The organism is Sorangium sp. So ce204 (assembly GCF_051526795.1).
In the GTDB taxonomy this organism is placed as follows: Bacteria; Myxococcota_A; Polyangia; order Polyangiales; family Polyangiaceae; genus Sorangium; species Sorangium cellulosum_B.
This window is the reverse complement of record NZ_CP150317.1, coordinates 8,807,726-8,824,757: the sequence shown is the minus strand read 5'-3', so window position 1 is coordinate 8,824,757 and position 17,032 is coordinate 8,807,726. Positions and strand designations below refer to the sequence as shown.

The window sequence follows — 17,032 nt, the reverse complement described above, 5'->3', positions numbered from 1 at the left end:
TCGTGAAGAGCGACAGACGCTAGACGCCTCGTCGTCCCGTGGAGCCCCCCTCGTCGACCCACGCGCGCGCTAGCTCGAGCGTGCGTGCGTTCTCCTCGACGCGCTGGAGGAACTGCTCGCGCCGCGCGGCGTCGTCGAGCTGGGCGGCGGCATCGAGGAGCCTCGTCCGGGCGTGCGCGATGGCGGTCCGGGCCGCCGGGAGGTCGCCCGCCGCGAACAGCGCCTCGGCGTGGACAAGGCGGGTGAACGCCTCGCCCTCCTCGACCATGCCCAGCCGATCGAGCAGCGCGACCGCCGCGCGCGCCTCGGCGAGCGCCTCGGAGGCCTCGCCGCGCGCGAGCAGGACGGCCGAAAGCGTCGCCCGCGCCAGCACGACGACCGGACCTATCCTCTCCAGCTGCGCCACGGCCCGCCGGGCCTCGGCCTCGGCGCCGGCGAGATCGCCCGCGCGCATCAGGCACCCGGCGAGGTAGGTGCGCGACGCGCCCGCGAGCCGGCGATCCCCCTGCGCCTCCAGGAACGCGATGGCCTTCCTCAGGGCCTCGCGCGCCTCGTCGAGCGCCCCCAGGCGGCAGAGGGGCGCGCCGAGGGTGCTCCACGCGACCGCCATGCAGCCGTCGAGCCCCATGCGCTCGGCGTCCGCGAGCGCGGCGCGGAGGATGGTCTCCGCCTCGGCGTACGCGCCGAGCTGGTGCTCCTGGAAGCCGAGATCGAGCCTGCAGAAGCAGGCCAGGCGCAGGTTCCCCGCGCGCTCGTGGGAGGCGATCGAGCGCGCGAACAGCGCCCGGCCCGAGCCGTGCCGGCCCGCGTACAGCTCGCGCCAGCCGCGCTCGCGGAGGACGACCCCGCTCACGGCCGGGTCGTCGCAGAAGCGCTCGGCCGCGGCGTCGATGAGCGCCTGGAGCGGCGTGGCGTGCGCGTAGAGGCCGCTGATCGTCAGGTAGAGCGCCGTCCCCGCGGACGCCGCGAGGAGCGGGCCGGTCGCGCCCTCTCCGGTCCAGGCGTCCACGAGATCGCCGCTGAGGCTGGCGAGGCGATCGTGCTGCCCCAGCCGGGCCAGCACGACCGCGGCCTCGCGCACGGCGGCGTACCAGGGCGCGCTGCGCCGGGGCAGCTCCTCCACCGCCATCGCCGCCCAGCGCGCGGCCTCGACGAGCTCGCCGCGCCAGTGGTGCGCCTCGGCCCGGTGCAGGAGGACCTCGCCGCGCGCCTCGCCGCTGATGCCGAGCTCGATGGCGCGCCCGGTCGACGAGAGCACCACGACGAGGTCGTTCGCGGCGAGCGCCTGCGCCGCGGCCTGGTGATAGAACGCGGCGGCGCGCAGCGGCTCGCCGCCCCGATCGAAGTGCTCCGCGATCACCGCGGCCGAGGGCTCGCCCGCGCGCTGGAGCCACTCGCCGGCGAGCCGGTGGCCGAGCGCGCGATCCTGGTCGGTGAGCATCCCGTAAGCCGCCTCGCGCACGAGCGCGTGGCGGAAGACGAGCTCCCGCTCCCCCTCGAACCTCGCCTCGTCGCGCGCGCCGATCCATTCCAGCCGCTCGAGGCGATCGAGGTGATCCGGGAGCCCGGAGACGCCGCCAGGGCCGCCGAGCAGCGCCTCCACCGCGCCTCGCCAGAACACCCGCCCGAAGATGCTCGCCGCGCGCAGCACCTGCCGCGCCGCGCTGTCGAGGCGCTCCAGCCGCGATTGCACCATCGCCAGCACCGTCTCCGGAAGCGCGCCCTGGCTCCCCTCGGACGTCGCCCGGATGAGCTCCTCCAGGTAAAACGCGTTGCCGTCGGCCTGCGCCACGAGCTGCGCCACGGTCTCGGCGCTCACCCCGTCGCCGAGGACCTGCCGCACGAGCCGCGCGCCCGCCCGGGAGCTCAGCTCCTTGAGCCGGAGCTCCTGGAGATCCCTGTGGGCCCAGAGCCCGGGGAACAGCGTGTACACCTCGGGCCGCGCCAGGGCGAGCACCAGGAGGGGCTGGTCCACGAGCCGGCGCAGGGCGTCGTTGATGAACTGGACGGTGGGCAGGTCGCCCCAGTGCAGGTCCTCCAGCACGAGGAGGAGCGGCTGCGCGGCGCAGGCGGCGGAGGCGAAATCGAGCCAGGCCCTGCGCATCTGATCGCCCATCAGCGGGGCGTCCTTGCGGGCGGCGCGGAGGGGCGCGCTGTCCTCGTCGGGGAACGGCGTGCCCAGGAGCTCGCCGAGGAACTCCGCCACGCGCTGCGCGTCGGCCGCGCGGACGCGCTCGGTCACCCGCGCGAGCAGCTTCTCCCGGCGCGCCTCGATCGGCTCTCGGTCGCGGATCCCGCACGCGCCCTGGAGGGCCTGCCGCAGCATCCCGAACGGGGCGCCCTTGCGGAGCGGGTCGCCGCGGCCGATCCAGACAGCGACGGGCTCGTCGCGCTGCCGGACGCGGCGGATGATCTCGTAGGCGAGGCGCGACTTGCCGAGCCCCGCCGGCGCGGTGACGAGCACGGCGCGCGCCCGCGACTCCTCGATGCACCCGGCGAGGAGGGCCTCGAGGGTGGCCACCTCCCAGTCGCGCCCGACGCAGGCCGTGGGCTTGCCGAGGAGCATGCGCGCGCCGCGGGCGAGCGGCTCTTCTCCCCGGAGCCACAGGCCCGCCTCGGTCTCGACGACCTCGAAGCGGGCGTCGAGCAGCGCGGCGGTCACCTCGTCGATGGCGATGGGCGCGATGGGCGTCCCGCGTCCTGCCGCCGGCGCGCCCGGGAGCGCCGCCGTGGGCTGCGCCAGCATCCGGACGGCGCGGTCGATCACGTCGCCGACGGGCCGGCCGCCCGTGACCTCCACGCGGCCGGTCGTGAGGACCACCGGCCTGTCCCCGCCGGCGGCGCGGAGCAGGAGCGCGCAGCGGGCCGCCTGCGCTGCCTGATCCGTCGCCACGCCCGCTCCCAGGAGGATCACCAGGATCGACCCGTCCGCCAGGAGCTCCAGGCACGCGCCGAGCGCCTCGATCTCCCGGCGCAGCTCCGGCGACACGACGGCGACCACCGTCTCGGAGTCGGCCCGCCCCGGGGAAGCGGCGAGCTTCGGCCCGGGTCCCATCAGCGCCACCGAGAGCACGCGCCGCTCCTTGTGGGTCAGCGAGGACTGGCGGCGCTGGTTCGAAGGCGGCGGCTGCGACGGCGCGCGCGCCAGCGGCGAGACGCCCATGGCCTCGAGCGCCGCGGCGATCTCCGCGCCGTCGCGGGGGCGGTCGTCCGGGTTCTTGGCGAGCATCCGGGCGCAGAGCGCGTCGAGGGCGGGGGGGACGCCGGGGCAGAGGGAGCTTATCCGCGGCACCTCATCGAGGAGGATCTTCGCGAGGACGGCCATCAGGTGAGCCCCGCAGAAGGCCGGCTGGCCGGTGAGGCACTCGAACAGCACGCAGCCGAGCGCGAAGACGTCGGCGCGCGTGTCGACGTCCTGCCCGCTCCGGGCCTGCTCTGGCGCCATGTACGCCGGGGTCCCGAGGAAGGCGCCTGTCCGCGTGAGCCGCGTGGCGTCGGGGATCCCGGCGATGCCGAAGTCGAGCAGCTTCACGCGCGCGGCGTCGCCGTTCACCAGGAACAGGTTGCTCGGCTTGAGATCGCGGTGAACGATGCCGCGCGCGTGGACCGCCGCGAGCGCGGCGGCGGCGCCCACCGTGAGCGCGATCGCCTCGTCCACGGTGAGCACCCGGCGCTGGAGCCGCTGCTCGAGATCCTCGCCGTCGAGCCACTCCATGGCGAGCCACGGCGCGCCCGAGGCGCCGAGCCCGTGCGCGACGTAGCGCACGATACCTGGGCAGGAGAGCTCCGCGAGCACCCTGGACTCGCGAGAGAGGCGCGATTCGTCGCCGGATTTCTGTTCGTCGAGGCACACCTTGACGGCCACGACCTCGCCCGAGCGCCGATCGACCGCCTGGAAGACAGCCCCCATGCCGCCGGCGCACGCCCGGCCCACGATCTCGAAGCGGCCTCCGAGCACTTCCCCTGGTTGCATCCCCTCGAGTATCGGCGTCCTGGGCCGTGAAAGTCCACGGCGAGCGCCGGGGCTCGCCGCCGAGGCCGACATTGGAGCAGGCGCGCAGCGTCGCCCCCGTGTCCGTGGCCAGCCCCACCGCCGTCGGTCCAGCAGAGGGCGAGGAGCCATGGGACGATTTCTTGTGAAGGATTCTGAGTCCTCTCTCCCCTCAAGGACTGACTCCGTTCCCCGAGACCGGTGTTCCGATCGTCGCAAGCGGCCCAGATCAAGTGACGACTTCCCTGACATGGGGGGACGACGTGTGCCGGTGCGCGCCGCGCGGAGCTTGGCTCTGCAGCATCGCCCCGCCGGGGGCGAAGCCGGGCCGACGTGGACGAGCGTCCGCAGGCTGTGGAGTACGTATAAGGAGGAGGCCCCTTCGATGGGTGCGTGAGCTGCTGATTGGGTGTCGCTTTCCAAGGGGAGCGGAACCCATGGTTCTAAAGAACGCGCTCCCACCCCGGGGGCAGGCCTCCGCTGACCGTCGGCTGGCCGAAGCGCCTTGAACGACGCGTGCCCGCCCCGGGCAGCGGCCGCCTCGACGAGCGTGCCCCTCCGCGCATCGCTGGGCCGCTGGGCGACGCGCAACGCCCCGTGTCAGATGGACGGGACCGACGTCGCCCCGCCCCCGGCGACACCCGCACGCGCCCCGAGCGGTTTGCGCCATGATGATGATGACTGCCGGTCACAAGGCTGCTCCGTCGCTGCCGGCGAGGCGCCGCCCCGACGGCTGCACGCTGCACGGTGCGTGCCAGCAAGCCGCGGTGCAGCGGCCAGCGGGGCCAGCGCGGCCAGCGTGGCTAGAGCCAGACGTGGAGCACAAGGGAGGCAGCGAGAATCCCAAACTATTCAAAAAATTCGAACATCAACTTGCCACCGAACCCCGACTTGCTATATCTTACATGAAGTATGATGCGCCTAGCTCTCGCATATTCTTCATCTTTGTAGGAGAGCGACCGCATTCGAGGCGCGTTACTTCTGTCTCTGTGTCACCTGCTTGGCTGGTAAAAAGCCACGAAGAATCTTCTGCTCAAGGCCGCTGAACATTCTAGCTAAATTGGCTCTCGACGAACCGTCGAGAGGGTGCGAGCCAGTTGGTTCGCTGGACGGGTTGGTGTTGTCATTGTCACGGGTTGGCGGTTCGTCCGGAGCGACGGGCGCCATCACATGGCCTTGAACGAGCGGAGCGCGACGATTCCATGCCTCGTCGAGCTCTGGTCCGCTGTACTCGTGTGACTCGAGCTCGAGGCTCCGAATCGGCACCCGACGGCGGAGGTTCATCCGGCATAGGGTCGATATCCTGAAGTGAGAGGGAGCAGTCCATCGTGAACAAGAACATTCTGTCTGGCGCTGCCTTGGTAGCAGCCATTTTCGTTGGTATTGCCGCAGGGGCTCCCAGCACCACCTATGGTGCGACCGCCCCCGTCGGCGTTCCCGCTATCGACGTATCTGAGCTGACGATCTCGAAGGTGCAGCTGGCGTACGTGATGCGCCGTTACACGGCGGAGGCGCTGACGAACGCCTATCTCGCGAGGATCGCGCAGTACGAGTCGTCCTACAACGCGTTCACCTCGATGAACCCGAACGCCGTCGCGCAGGCGCGCGAGATCGACAGGAAGCGGAGGATCGGCGTGCCCCTCGGCCCCCTGGCCGGGATCCCCGTTGTCATCAAGGAGTCGATGGATCACGTCGGCTTGCCGTCGACGGCGGGCTGGGCTCCGCTCAGCTCGCAGGTCGCCGGCGGCGTCGATCTGCTCCCCATCAAGAACTCGGTCGTCGTCGATCGGTTGATCGCCGCCGGGGCCATCATCCTCGGGAAGACGAACATCCCGGCCTTCAGCGACGACGGCACCCGGGCGAACAGCAGCTGGGCGGGGCCCACCTACAACGCCGTGGACCCGACCCTGGTGCCCGGGGCGAGCAGCAGCGGCACAGCCACGGCGGTGGCCGGCAACTTCGCCGTGCTCGGCCTCGCGGAGGAGACGGGGGGATCCATCCAGAACCCTGCGGCCGCGCAGAGCCTCGTCGGCATCAAGCCGACGTTCGCGCTCGTCCCCACGGCCGGCGTCGTGCCCCTGGCCGCCAGCACGAGAGACGTGGTGGGCCCCATCGCGCGGACTGTCCGCGACGCCGCCATGGTGATGGATATCCTCGCGGGCTATTCCCCGGAGGACCCCAAGACGAGCCTGTCCAACGGACACCTTCCCGCGGGGGGCTACACGAGCCAGCTGAGCAAGACCGCCCTCTGCGGAAAGCGAATCGGCCTGTACGGCTCGGGGTGGCGCAACGGCGGCCTGTCTCCCGAGACGCAAGCGCTGTACGAGCAAACGATCGAGGAGCTGGAGGACGAAGGCGCGATCGTCGTCGCAGATCCCTTCGCCGGGAGCGGCTTCGCCGATCTGGCCTTGCCCGGTGAGCCCTACGACATGCGAGGGACGGAGTCTGTGGCCTACGACTTCCAGCGCTACCTCAAGGGGGTCAAGGTCGGCGGGAATATCGTCGGCTCGATCGACGGACTGGCGGCCCTCACGGGGATATCTCCGTTCGATCCCGTCGGCGGGCCGCTGTCCTGGTACGTCGACGAGCTCCCCGTGCTGGCCGCCTCGCTGCTCTTCCCCGAGGACGCGCCCGATCTGTCTGGCTTCTGGGCCCTGCGGGACCAGTACGTGAACGTCTTCAATTCCGTGATGGCGACGCACGATCTGGACGGCCTCGCGTTTCCGCAGACCTATGACACGGTGCCGGAGCTGTCAGGCTCGGACACGTATCCCGCGACGACGGAGTCCGCGATCAACATCGCGGGCTTGCCCGGGGTGGTCGTGCCCGCTGGTCAATACAGCGACGGGGCTCCCTTCAGCCTGATCTTCGTCGGCCCTCACTGGAGCGAGGCCGAGCTGCTCGGGTTCGCCTACGATTACGAGCAGGCGACTCAACACAGGATCGAAGCTCAGCTGACCTCGTGGTGAGCTCGCGCCTCGCACCTCCGGCGCTGCCGGGGGTGCGAGGGACGATGCCCCCCAGGGACGCCAGGAAGCCGGCGGCACAAGCGGAGGACGGTGCCAGGGCGCCAAGGCGCACGCTGGCACACCCGCGGCACAGGTTGCGTGTTGCACCGTCGTTTTGCCGCGGTTTGGGTCTGCCATCCGGTTGGCGCTGGTCGTGCAATGGTGGACGCCATGACGACGAAGAACGCTTCCATGCTGTTGATCCTGGCGCCCCTCCTGCTGGCCGCCTGTGACGTGAGCTTCATCGAGGGCGCGATGAACGACGGCGGCGCGAGCGACCCCGCCGATCCGCCGGGCGAGAGCGGCTCGAACGACCCCGCCGATCCGCCGGGCGAGAGCGGCTCGATCGACACCGCGGGCAGCGGCAGCTCCGGGGGCGACGCCGAGCCAGGTGATGCGTTGCCGGCTGTCGCCTTGACGCGCGCTCAGATGGAGGTGCTCTGGGACCGGTACTGGGAGAGCCAGGGTGACGTCGGCGGCAGCAGCGGGTCGGGCGGCGGCCCCGCGCTCGATCCCGATGACCTCTTCCTTCGTGCATCGGATCTCGGTGTCTCGTGCGGCTCCCCGACCACGCATCTCACCTGCGGCGGGCACTGGGCGCTGAGCATCGTGCTGCCCAGCGCCTACCAGCAGGTCGGCGTCTACGATCTCGAGGATCCCGCGCTCGTCAGCTATAGCCACATGAGCGAGACGGGCGAGCCCTACTCTCCGCGGCCGGACGACTGCGCGTGGGGCGGTGGGTCGTTTGGACCGGGCACGCTCGAGATCCTCTCCATCGACGAGGCCGAAGTGCGCTTCCGCCTCAGCGTGGGCTCGCTCTGGGAAACCGATCCCAGCGGCGAGTACACAGCTCCACGCTGCCCCTGAGGCGCAGGCGTCCCGGGGGGGAGGCGCCGCTGCGTTCGCCGCGCTCGCGGGCCTCGCGCTCGCGCGGCGGCGCCGGCGGGCGTAGCCAGCCACGCGCGCGGAGCGCCGAAGGCGCCGAGGAGGGCCTGTTCCGGAGCGGGTTGCCGCGGCTCTCGCGACACGGTGTCGATCCGCCTGTCGAGGGACTGCCAACCTGGCGAGCCGCCACCCTGGCCAGGGCGGGTGGAAGCGCGGCTCTCCGCCGCGCTCTGCGGGCACGGAACGTGAAATACGTGTTCGCATGGCCATCGAGACGATACCCATCGATCGCGAGGACCGCCTCGCCGGCGTCCTCCTCGGGACGGCGGTCGGCGACGCGCTCGGCCTGCCCAGAGAGGGCCTGTCGCGCCGTCGCGCCGCTCGCCTCTTCGGCGCGTCGCCGATCGAGCACCGCTTCGTGCTCGGCCGCGGGATGATCAGCGACGACGCCGAGCACGCGTGCATGACGGCCCAGGCGCTCCTGGCCGCGCCGGGGGACGCGGCGCGGTTCGCGCGCGCGCTCGCGTGGCAGCTCCGCGGCTGGCTCGCCTCGCTGCCGGCGGGCGTCGGTTACGCCACCTTGCGGGCGATCCTCAAGCTGTGGCTCGGGTTCTCTCCGGAGCGGAGCGGCGTCTTCTCGGCGGGCAACGGCGCCGCGATGCGCGCGCCGATCCTGGGCGCGGCCCTCGCGCTCACGCCTTCGCGCATCGATTCCATGGTGCGCGCGTCCACGCGCCTCACGCACACCGATCCACGCGCCGAGGAGGGCGCGCGGATCATCGCGCTCGCGGCCGCGTATGCCGCGGTGCGCGCGCCCGAGCAGGTGAGCCCGGCCGAGCTGCTCGCGCTGCTCCGCGAGCGCGTCGCGGACGAGGAGCTCCGCCGCAGGCTCGAGCGCGCGGCGGAGCTGCTCGGCCGGCGCGCCTCGGCGGAGGACTTCGCCGCGGCGATAGGCCTCCATCAGGGCGTGAGCGGCTTCATCGTGGACACCGTTCCAGCGGCCCTGTTCTGCTGGCTCGCGCACCCGGGCGACTTCCGCCGCGCGGTGGAGGACGTGATCCTGCTCGGCGGCGACGCCGACAGCACGGGCGCGATCGTCGGCGGCCTCGCGGGCGCGACGGTGGGGGCGCGCGGGATCCCGCGAGCGTGGCTCGACGGGATCGCCGAATTCCCGCGGTCGATCGCGTGGATGCGGCGGCTCGGCGCGCGGCTCGCGCGGGTGTTCCGGGGTGAACACGGGGAGGGCACCGCGGCGGGGGAGGAGCGAACCGCTCGAGGGGAAGGGCCACTCGGCCTCTTCTGGCCGGTATTGCCGTTGCGCAACTTGATCTTCCTGGCGCTGGCGCTGGGCCACGGATTCCGGAGGATGCTGCCGCCTTACTGACGCGGGAAGAAGGCCGTGCCGGTAATGCACGCTCGACGCGCCTTCGGGCAGATGCGCCTGGGCGCCCCGGCTTATTGAAGCTACGCCAGGAAGCGCGCTCTTTGCGATGCTTCTGGCTATAGTTGGCGGGTGACGACACGTCGCAAGCAGAGCAAGTCACCGCACGCGCCCACGGCGGGAGCGGGCATCGCCGGTGGATCTCGGCTCGTGCTCGAGAACGTCCGGTGCTTCGTGCGCAGCGAGGTGCCGCTCGGGGCGCAGGTCACGGTCATCATCGGGCAGAACGGCTCCGGCAAGACGAGCATTGTCGAGGCGCTCGCCTCGCTCGCGCTCGGCGATGGCGAGGGGCTCGATCAGTTTCCGCTGCGCCGCGGCGGGTCGGCCGGGTCGATCGCGCTCTACGGTGCTGACCCCGAGCCGATGGCGCGCTGGACCCATGGGGCAGGGCTCTCCTTGCGCATGCGGCTCCCGCGCGGGCACCACGTCTTCGGGTATGGGCAGTATCGCGCCCTGCGCCCGCCGGTCAGGCCGCGCCAGGCGACCGGGCCCGCGCTCCTCGGTCCGGAGTGGGAGCCGGCGCTCGTCCGGCCGCTTCCGACGCACCTCGAAGACGCGCTGCGCCGCCCGGCCACGCGCACGCTCGTCGATTTCGACGAGTACCTCTTCCGGGACCTCGCCGCCTACGTCGCGCTCCTGGAGGAGCGGGGCGAGTACGATCCCGCTGCTCGGGCGGTCTGGACGCGGCTCCACGAGTGGCTCGTGGGGCTCGACAGGCGCATCGAAGACGTGGAGATCGTCGAGCAGGAAGGGCGCCGGGTGGCGGCGTTCCGTCGCTCGGGCGTCTCGCTCTCGATCATCGAGCTCTCCGACGGATACCGCGCCATGCTTTCCGTCGTGCTGGATCTCGCGATCCGCTATGCGCAGACGTTCTCTGCGCTCGACGATCCGCTCGCTGGCGAGGCCTTGGTGGCCATCGACGAGGTCGACCTCAACCTCCACCCTCGCTGGCAGCGGCGGATCATCGACCGGCTCACGAGCTTGTTTCCGGGCACGCGCTTCGTGCTGACCACGCACTCGCCCGCGGTGGTGCAGGCCGCCATCGACGACAAGGAGCGCGCGATCGCGGTCCTCGTGCTGGATGAGAAGCCGGGCCAGGGCACGACGGTGCGGCAGTTGACCGAGGGGGACCTGGAGAGGCTCGATGGCGCCGAGGTCGACTCCGTGATGGTCGATGACGCCATCTTCGATGTGCCCTCGCGCCTCTCGCCGACGTATGAGGCCCTGGAAGTCGAAGCTGCCGTGCTCCGTCAGAAGGTCGAGGACGGCACGGCGACGGTACGCGACCGGCAGACGTTGCTGAAGAAGCTCGACGAGCTCCAAGGCCTGCTCGCGCGCGAGGAGGAGCGGGAGGGCAAGGGGCCGCTCCTGTCCGAGATCGCGCGGACGCAGATCGCGCTGCTCAGGCGGCTGGATTCGCAGCTGACTGGAAAGGGAGGGGGACGGCGTGATCCGGCTCCGGCGAAGAAACGTAAAGCCACACGATGACTGGCAAGAGATGGTGGACGCGGCGTTTCCCGACGCAGCGGCGTTCTGGAAGAAGGCGAGGGCCTTCGAGAAGCTGGCCGAGCAAGGGACGAAGCGGAAGAAGGGCTTCGCGACCTACGCGCCGGAGGTGCTGCCGTCCGATAAGAAGGGGAATCCAGCGTTTCCGCAAGTCTGGCGCGCCGATGCGCGGGTCCGGCGGGCGATCGCCGGGATGTCGTACGGCTTCTGCGCGTACTGCCAGTCTCCCGTGAGCTCGACGCACCCCGGGACGAAGGGGGAGGATAGGCCGCCGGGGCAGGTCGAGCACTTCCGGCCCAAGGCGCGCTTTCCCGTGCAGGCGTACGCGTGGGACAACTACTTCCTGGCCTGCATGGGGTGCAACGGCGCCAAGCACGACAAGTGGCCGGCCGGAGGGTATGTGCGGCCCGACGAGGGCAACCCGGGCAGCCGCTTCGTGTTCACGGAGGATGGCGCGATGAAGGGCCGCAAAGGGGACGACCAAGCGGAACGCACGGTCAAGGATCTTCAACTGAACCGTCCCTGGCTCAGCTACCATCGCGGGAGGACCATCCAGACCCATCTCGTCTTCGTGCGTCGTATGATAGCTCATTCCGAGATGCCGATTGAGAATCTACTTGTCGAGCCGCCGGCCGCGTTCTCCGAAGCGATCAACCAGAACGTGCGACGCGCCTGGGTGAGCGGGCGGCGGAAGAAGAAGCCTTCTCGGGTACAGCCTCGGCGCGCGCGATGAGCGCTTCGAGCTTGGCTCGCTGTCGGGGGTCCTTCTCACTGCTTCTGAAGGCTTCTAGAATCCGAATGGCGCTTGGATCCGCCGACGGCATAGCGTCGAGGAAGGCGGAGAAAGCTGTGTCTGAAACCTCGATCATGCTCTTCACGAACATGGCGGCGCACTGAGCAATGGTATGGGACAGATCGTTCATCTTGCTAAAGCTGGCGAACGGGCGACCCGTCCGACTAGGGTCCTTGAGTAGCTTCAGGATTGCCCTCGTCGCTGGCTCATAGCGGATAAAGCCAAGCACCCTGAGGATAGACGCCTTCCCTTCCGTGCTCGCCTTGTCCAGGGAGCGAAGGAGCACCGGTCCAGCCACCTCACCAAGATCGTAAAGCGTCCGGAACTCTCTGGGGCTCGCCGGCGGCACCAACTGTGCCACGCGTTTCTCGATCTCCTTCCGCAGCGCTTGCCTGACCTCGATGGCGGTCTCGGCACATTGCGCCGCGAGCATCGTCCCTTCAGCGACGTCATCGCCGTCCTTGTCGAGCAGCCCGCGGATGATCCGGTCGGCGTGCGCCCCTGGGAACCCGGCGGAGAGCACGATGACCTCGTGCCACCACTTGTCCTTGTGGTTGCGCAGCAGCTCGCCATAGGCGCGCGCGTTCACCAGCTCCATTGCGGCGAGGTACTCCTGGAACGTGAGGTGCGAGAACCCGAACGATCCCGGCGCCCGCTCCACGAGCACGCCATTGCGGTCGCGGATCTCGGCCACGATCGCTGCCGCCTCCTCTTCCGGGCGACCTAGATCCGGCAGGTGCGCCGCGAGCCGCTTCACGACTTCGTCGGCGGGCAACTCCGCCACGCGCGCCCTGTGCATCGAGAGCGCGAGCCGAGCGAGCAGGGCGCGCTTCGCGTGGGCGTCGAGCTTGCCGATGGCGGCGCCTTCGGCGAACTTGGCTCGGTCCCACTCGTAGAGCAGGACGTTGGTGATCGCCTCGTAGAGGGCAACACGTCGCTCAGGGATTCGCTGCCCGAGGAACCGGTGGACGACGCAGATGACGGAGCAGAGGAGGGGAGTTTGCGCGAGCTTCTCGATCGCCCGGCTCGCCCGCAGCCGCTCTTTCAGGTCATCCGCGGCGGTGCGCGCGTCGATCTCAGCCTGTCCGCGCGGCTTGTTGAGGCTCAGCTCCGCGGCCAGGCACCATCGGTCGATGAAGACACCGACCTCGTCGCGCGTCATCGGCAAGAGGCGTGCGTGGGCGAAGCCCCTGGGCGCCACCTCGTCCTGGCCAGGCGCGGCGACCGGCCTCGTCGTGACGACCACCGAGGTCCCCGGGTGCGCGTCGAGCGTCGACGTGAGGGCCGGGAGCAACTTCCCCGCCACCTGCGCGAGGGCTTCATCCAGGCCATCGACAAGGAGCAGCGCTCGACCGCGCCGGAGCGCTGCTTCCACGAACCATGGCTCCGCGCCGGCGGCGTCAGCAATCCCCTCCGGGCTCGCTGCGGCTTCTTGAAGCGCTCGCACCGGCACGAGGAAGGGAATTGACCCCGGTTCGGATCCTTGGATCGAGCGCGGCAGCTCGCCCCGGGCTGCGCGCGTGGCCAGGTACGCGAGGAGCGTCGATTTGCCGCTGCCCGGCTCGCCGACGATCAGCAGTCGAGGGTGGCTGACCAGCGCGTCCGTCGCGAGCACCCGCGGCCGCTCCAGCCCGCGCAACATGGCGCTGGCCGCCTTGGCTTCGATCGTCGCTGCCTCGACCTTCGGCTTCTTGGCACCCGCTTTCTTGGGCTTTGCCGAGCGCAGCTCCTCGGATGGTTCCTCGACGTGCAGTGGCACATAAGCGATCTCGAGATCTTGCCGGACGCGCGCACTGAGCTGCAGCCCGCGGATCTCGATCTGCCCGTATCTCACCTCGACCTCACGCCGGTAGGCTCGCTCCGCGGCTGCGAATCGCGCCTCCTCGTCGCCGCGCGCCGCCGCATCGAGCACGGCGCGCTCCTCCGCGCACCGGATCTCGAAGAGATCCGCCTCCGGAAACGCATCCTCGAATCCCTTTTGCCCCCACCGCTCCACGAGCGTGCGCAGCTCGCCGCGCAGCCCCTCCGGAACGGGGTAAGGTCCCCGCGCCTCGAACGCGTCACTCAACCGTTGCCTCGCCCGCGCGCGCCGGTTCTTCCCGACCACCTTGGGCAGACCGCCGCTCGCTTGCGGTGTATCCGGAACCGCGGCGAACACTCTGTCGAGCAGCGCCCCCGGCGACTCCGCTGCCGCGCGCTCCACATCGGCCTGGGCCTCGGGCAGCGCGGCTTTGGCTCGCCGGGCCCTCGTCTTCGTCTGTCGCGCGACCGCCGTCACGAGCCCGCATCCTAGAGATCGCGCTCGTCACCGTCCAGCCGCCCAGCACCCACCGTGTCCTCGCAGCCCTCCCGAGGCACGGCTCGCCCGGAGCGGCCTCCTCGCTGTCCGTCCTCCGTTCATCTCGTGGCATGCTGCCTCTCCCGGGCCGTTCCATGCGCTTCATCACCTACACCCCGCCTCCCCCCCTTGGCCGCTTCGTCCGCCTGCTCTGGTACTACGCCGCCCCCGAGCTCCCCGACCTGCTCGAGCGTGTGCTCCCCAGCGGCGCCATGAGCCTCCTCATCAACCTCGCCGAGGACGAGCTGCGCTGGTACGACGGCCCTGCCGAGCACGGTGCTGCCGAGCACGGCCCTGCCGAGCACGTCGCTGCCGAGCACGGCGCTGCCGAGGACGGCGCTGCCGAGCACGTCGCTGCCGACGGCGGCGCACCCGGCCCCCGCGCCCCAGCCCGCTGCCACCGCCTCTCCGGCATCGCCGTCTGCGGCGCCCACGCCGAGCACTTCGCGATCGACGCGGCGGAGCAGCGCGCGATCGTGGGCGCGGAGCTCTCCCCGGGCGGCGCGGCCCCGTTCTTCGGCCCGGACGCCGCGGCGCTCGGCGGCGCCCACGTCTCGCTCGACGCGCTGTGGGGCCGCGAGGCCGCCCTCGTCCGCGAGCGCGTCCTCGAGGCGAAGACCCCCGAGGAGAGGCTCCGCGCCCTCGAGTCCGCGCTCGCGTCGCGCCTCGTCCGCCCGCGCGGGCCGCTCGAGCGCGATCCCGCGGTCGACTTCGCGCTCGGCGCGTTCGTCGATCCCTCCCGCGCGTGGACCGTGGCCGACGTGACAGGGCAGCTCGGGATGAGCTCGAAGCGGTTCATCCAGAGCTTCACCGAGCGGGTCGGCCTCACCCCGAAGCGTTATTGCCGCGTTCAGCGCTTCCAGCAGGCGCTCTCCGCGATCGAGCGCGGCGAGCGCGTCTCCTGGGCGGGCGTCGCGGCCGCGTGCGGCTATTACGACCAGGCGCACTTCATCCACGACTTCCGCGCGTTCGCCGGCCTCACGCCCACCGAGTACGTGACCAGGCGCCGCGAGCGGAACCATGTCCCGCTCGACGGCTGACCGCCTGCGCTGGCCGAGCCGGCGCTGCCAGCTCGGCCGGCTCGGCAGGCCGGCACGTTTTTACAATACCCGCTCCGGCCGCGTGGGCATCCTTCGCCCATGACCCAGCGACCGAACCCCATCGCCCCGCCCCCGTACCACGCCGTCGTGCCGCACGTCGTCGTCGCCGGCGCGCCCGACGCCATCGCCTTCTACAAGAAGGTGTTCGGCGCGACCGAGAAGCTGCGCCTCGCCGACCCGAAGCTCGGCGGCGCCATCGTCTGCGCCGAGCTCGTGATCGGCGACTCCGTCATCAGCGTCGCCGACGAGGCCCCCCAGTGGAACGCGCGCGGCCCGAAGGCGCTCGGCGGCTCGCCGATCGTCCTCACGCTGAACGTCGAGGACCCCGACGCGGTCGCCGCGCGCGCCGTCGAGGCGGGGGCCAAGATCATCTACCCGATCGCGGACCAGTTCTACGGCCGGCGAGAGGGCAGGATCGAGGACCCGTTCGGGCACCAGTGGATCCTGTCGGCCGTCATCGAGGACGTCTCGGTCGAGGAGATGCAGGTGCGCATGGCGAAGTGGTGGGAAGAGCAGGGCCCGAGCGGCGCCTGACCCGCGCCGCGACGGCCGCGCCGCCGCGCCTCCGCCCACGACGCGGCGGCGCGGCCGCAGGCTCACCGGGCCCATCGCTTCCGGGCGCGGGGCGCGGACGCGGCGGCCCTCGACGGCTCCGGCTCGTGCGGCAGATCGTGCGGCGTGGCGCCGCACGTCACGCAGGCCTCCAGCCTCGTGGATCTCGGCGCGTGCGACGACTCCGGCGCCATGCCGGCGTCGGGCCAGCCGCACGACACGAGCTCGCTCCCGGCGTCCGTCGGCGTGAGCGAGTCCGCCATCGAGTGGACCGAGCGCTTCATCTCGGTGAGGCGCGCCAGCTGAAGGACGAGCGCCGCGAGCCGGGCCGGATTGAACGGCTTGAGCAGGACGTGGTGATACACGGCCTCCTTCGAGCGCGTGTACTCCTCGGCGCCGGTGATGAGGAGACAGCTCGTGTACACGGGCATGTTCGCCACCCTCCGGAGCAGCTCGTCCCCTTGCATCCCAGGCATCACCACGTCGGAGCAGACCAGGTGAAACTCCCTGGTCTCGAGCAAGACGAGCGCCTGCTCCGCCGACGTACATTCCACGACGTCGACGTCCCCGGAGAGGACCGCGGAAATGGACCTCAGCGCCCTTTCGTCGTCGTCGACGACGAGGACGCAATACTTTCGTCGGGAAGACGAGATCGTGGCGTCCCTGTGCTGACCCTGCGAAGAGGTGCGATGGACTCTTACGGTCGATGACACGGTGGCTGCCTCCCTGCGACGATCGCGGGCCCGCATCTCCTGCCGCTGTGCCGCGGAAGTGCGCGAGCGCGCTTGCGTGGTGTCGATGGCCTGCACGGCGGCACCCCCCGGCGCCGACGGCCTCTTCTATCGAGGTGTACACGACGATGTTTGTTCGAGTCAACCGCGCAACATGCCCTCTCGACAGACCAGCACGAAGATCTCGAGTTCCGTTCGACCTGCTTGGACGGTGTCGCGGAGGCGCTCGGGACGTCGAGGATGCAACGCGAACGGCCCAGTTCAGCGCGGCTGCGGGCGCCCGCCGCGGGTCACGATCGCGATGCACGGTGGAAACAAATGTGCATTGTTCGAATCTTCACATGGTTATTGTGTGAGTTGCGGTACTCGCGGTGCTCTTTATCTATCCTCCGCTCGGCCGGCCCCTCCGAACGATCGGGACTTCCCTGTTCGCGTCGGGACTTCCCCTGTCCTGCGGCCCTGTTCCTGTCGGGGTGTCGTTTTTGTGCTCGTGGCGTGCGCGGCGATCCGTACGAGCGCCGGCGCTCCTCACGGGGGGACGTACCTCACCTGCTCCGATTTTGCGAATCTGGTTCGCTCGGGTGTCCTTCCGCGACCTTCACGTCCGTGCCGTGTCCTCAGGCTCCCTGACAGCTTCGCTGGGACCACCTCTCCTGCGAGCGACGATGGCGACGTCAACAGCGCATA

At 70.7% G+C, this 17,032-nt stretch carries 10 protein-coding genes; 7 read left to right on the top strand and 3 right to left on the bottom strand.

The genetic code is table 11. The features are described 5' to 3' along the window. Positions 1 to 19: 19 nt before the first annotated feature. Positions 20 to 3,973, bottom strand: a complete 3,954-nt coding sequence (locus tag WMF22_RS32905; RefSeq protein ID WP_438032346.1) for a protein kinase domain-containing protein — start codon at positions 3,971 to 3,973, stop codon at positions 20 to 22. A 1,508-nt stretch (positions 3,974 to 5,481) separates the two neighbouring features. Between WMF22_RS32905 and WMF22_RS32900 the strand changes: the two genes are divergently transcribed. From WMF22_RS32900 to WMF22_RS32880, 5 genes are all read left to right on the top strand, one after another. Further along, the gene (locus WMF22_RS32900; protein ID WP_438037303.1) at positions 5,482 to 6,960 is read left to right on the top strand and encodes an amidase; all 1,479 of its coding nucleotides are present in this window, start codon (positions 5,482 to 5,484) and stop codon (positions 6,958 to 6,960) included. 210 nt (positions 6,961 to 7,170) lie between these two features. Beyond that, the gene (locus WMF22_RS32895; protein ID WP_438032345.1) at positions 7,171 to 7,866 is read left to right on the top strand and encodes a hypothetical protein; all 696 of its coding nucleotides are present in this window, start codon (positions 7,171 to 7,173) and stop codon (positions 7,864 to 7,866) included. Between the two features lie 280 nt (positions 7,867 to 8,146). After that, positions 8,147 to 9,268, top strand: coding sequence for an ADP-ribosylglycohydrolase family protein (locus WMF22_RS32890; RefSeq protein WP_438032344.1), 1,122 nt, complete (start codon positions 8,147 to 8,149; stop codon positions 9,266 to 9,268). 129 nt (positions 9,269 to 9,397) lie between these two features. Beyond that, on the top strand, positions 9,398 to 10,813 hold the full coding sequence (locus tag WMF22_RS32885) for an AAA family ATPase (protein ID WP_438032343.1): 1,416 nt from the start codon (positions 9,398 to 9,400) through the stop codon (positions 10,811 to 10,813). A gap of 10 nt (positions 10,814 to 10,823) precedes the next feature. After that, the gene (locus WMF22_RS32880; protein ID WP_438032342.1) at positions 10,824 to 11,564 is read left to right on the top strand and encodes an HNH endonuclease; all 741 of its coding nucleotides are present in this window, start codon (positions 10,824 to 10,826) and stop codon (positions 11,562 to 11,564) included. On the opposite strand, the gene WMF22_RS32875 is transcribed toward WMF22_RS32880, so the two are convergent. Further along, on the bottom strand, positions 11,482 to 13,902 hold the full coding sequence (locus tag WMF22_RS32875; protein WP_438032341.1) for an NACHT domain-containing protein: 2,421 nt from the start codon (positions 13,900 to 13,902) through the stop codon (positions 11,482 to 11,484). The genes WMF22_RS32880 and WMF22_RS32875 overlap by 83 nt on opposite strands. Positions 13,903 to 14,033: 131 nt before the next feature. On the opposite strand from WMF22_RS32875, the gene WMF22_RS32870 reads away from it, so the two are divergent. Both WMF22_RS32870 and WMF22_RS32865 read left to right on the top strand, forming a co-directional pair. Then, positions 14,034 to 15,002, top strand: a complete 969-nt coding sequence (locus WMF22_RS32870; protein WP_438032340.1) for a helix-turn-helix domain-containing protein — start codon at positions 14,034 to 14,036, stop codon at positions 15,000 to 15,002. Between the two features lie 99 nt (positions 15,003 to 15,101). After that, positions 15,102 to 15,596: a VOC family protein gene (locus WMF22_RS32865; protein ID WP_438032339.1), complete on the top strand. Its 495-nt coding sequence runs from the start codon at positions 15,102 to 15,104 to the stop codon at positions 15,594 to 15,596. A 62-nt stretch (positions 15,597 to 15,658) separates the two neighbouring features. Here the strand turns inward: WMF22_RS32865 and WMF22_RS32860 are convergent, their stop codons facing one another. Continuing rightward, entirely contained in the window at positions 15,659 to 16,267 is a 609-nt protein-coding gene (locus WMF22_RS32860) for a response regulator (protein ID WP_438037302.1), read from the bottom strand. Between the last annotated feature and the right edge of the window lie 765 nt (positions 16,268 to 17,032).

Bases quoted from the DNA above. Each gene is read 5' to 3' on its own strand.
- WMF22_RS32905 (WP_438032346.1), bottom strand. From the start codon at position 3,973: ATGCAACCAGGGGAAGTGCTCGGAGGCCGCTTCGAGATCGTGGGCCGG.
- WMF22_RS32900 (WP_438037303.1), top strand. From the start codon at position 5,482: ATGCGCCGTTACACGGCGGAGGCGCTGACGAACGCCTATCTCGCGAGG.
- WMF22_RS32895 (WP_438032345.1), top strand. From the start codon at position 7,171: ATGACGACGAAGAACGCTTCCATGCTGTTGATCCTGGCGCCCCTCCTG.
- WMF22_RS32890 (WP_438032344.1), top strand. From the start codon at position 8,147: ATGGCCATCGAGACGATACCCATCGATCGCGAGGACCGCCTCGCCGGC.
- WMF22_RS32880 (WP_438032342.1), top strand. From the start codon at position 10,824: ATGGTGGACGCGGCGTTTCCCGACGCAGCGGCGTTCTGGAAGAAGGCG.
- WMF22_RS32870 (WP_438032340.1), top strand. From the start codon at position 14,034: ATGCTGCCTCTCCCGGGCCGTTCCATGCGCTTCATCACCTACACCCCG.
- WMF22_RS32865 (WP_438032339.1), top strand. From the start codon at position 15,102: ATGACCCAGCGACCGAACCCCATCGCCCCGCCCCCGTACCACGCCGTC.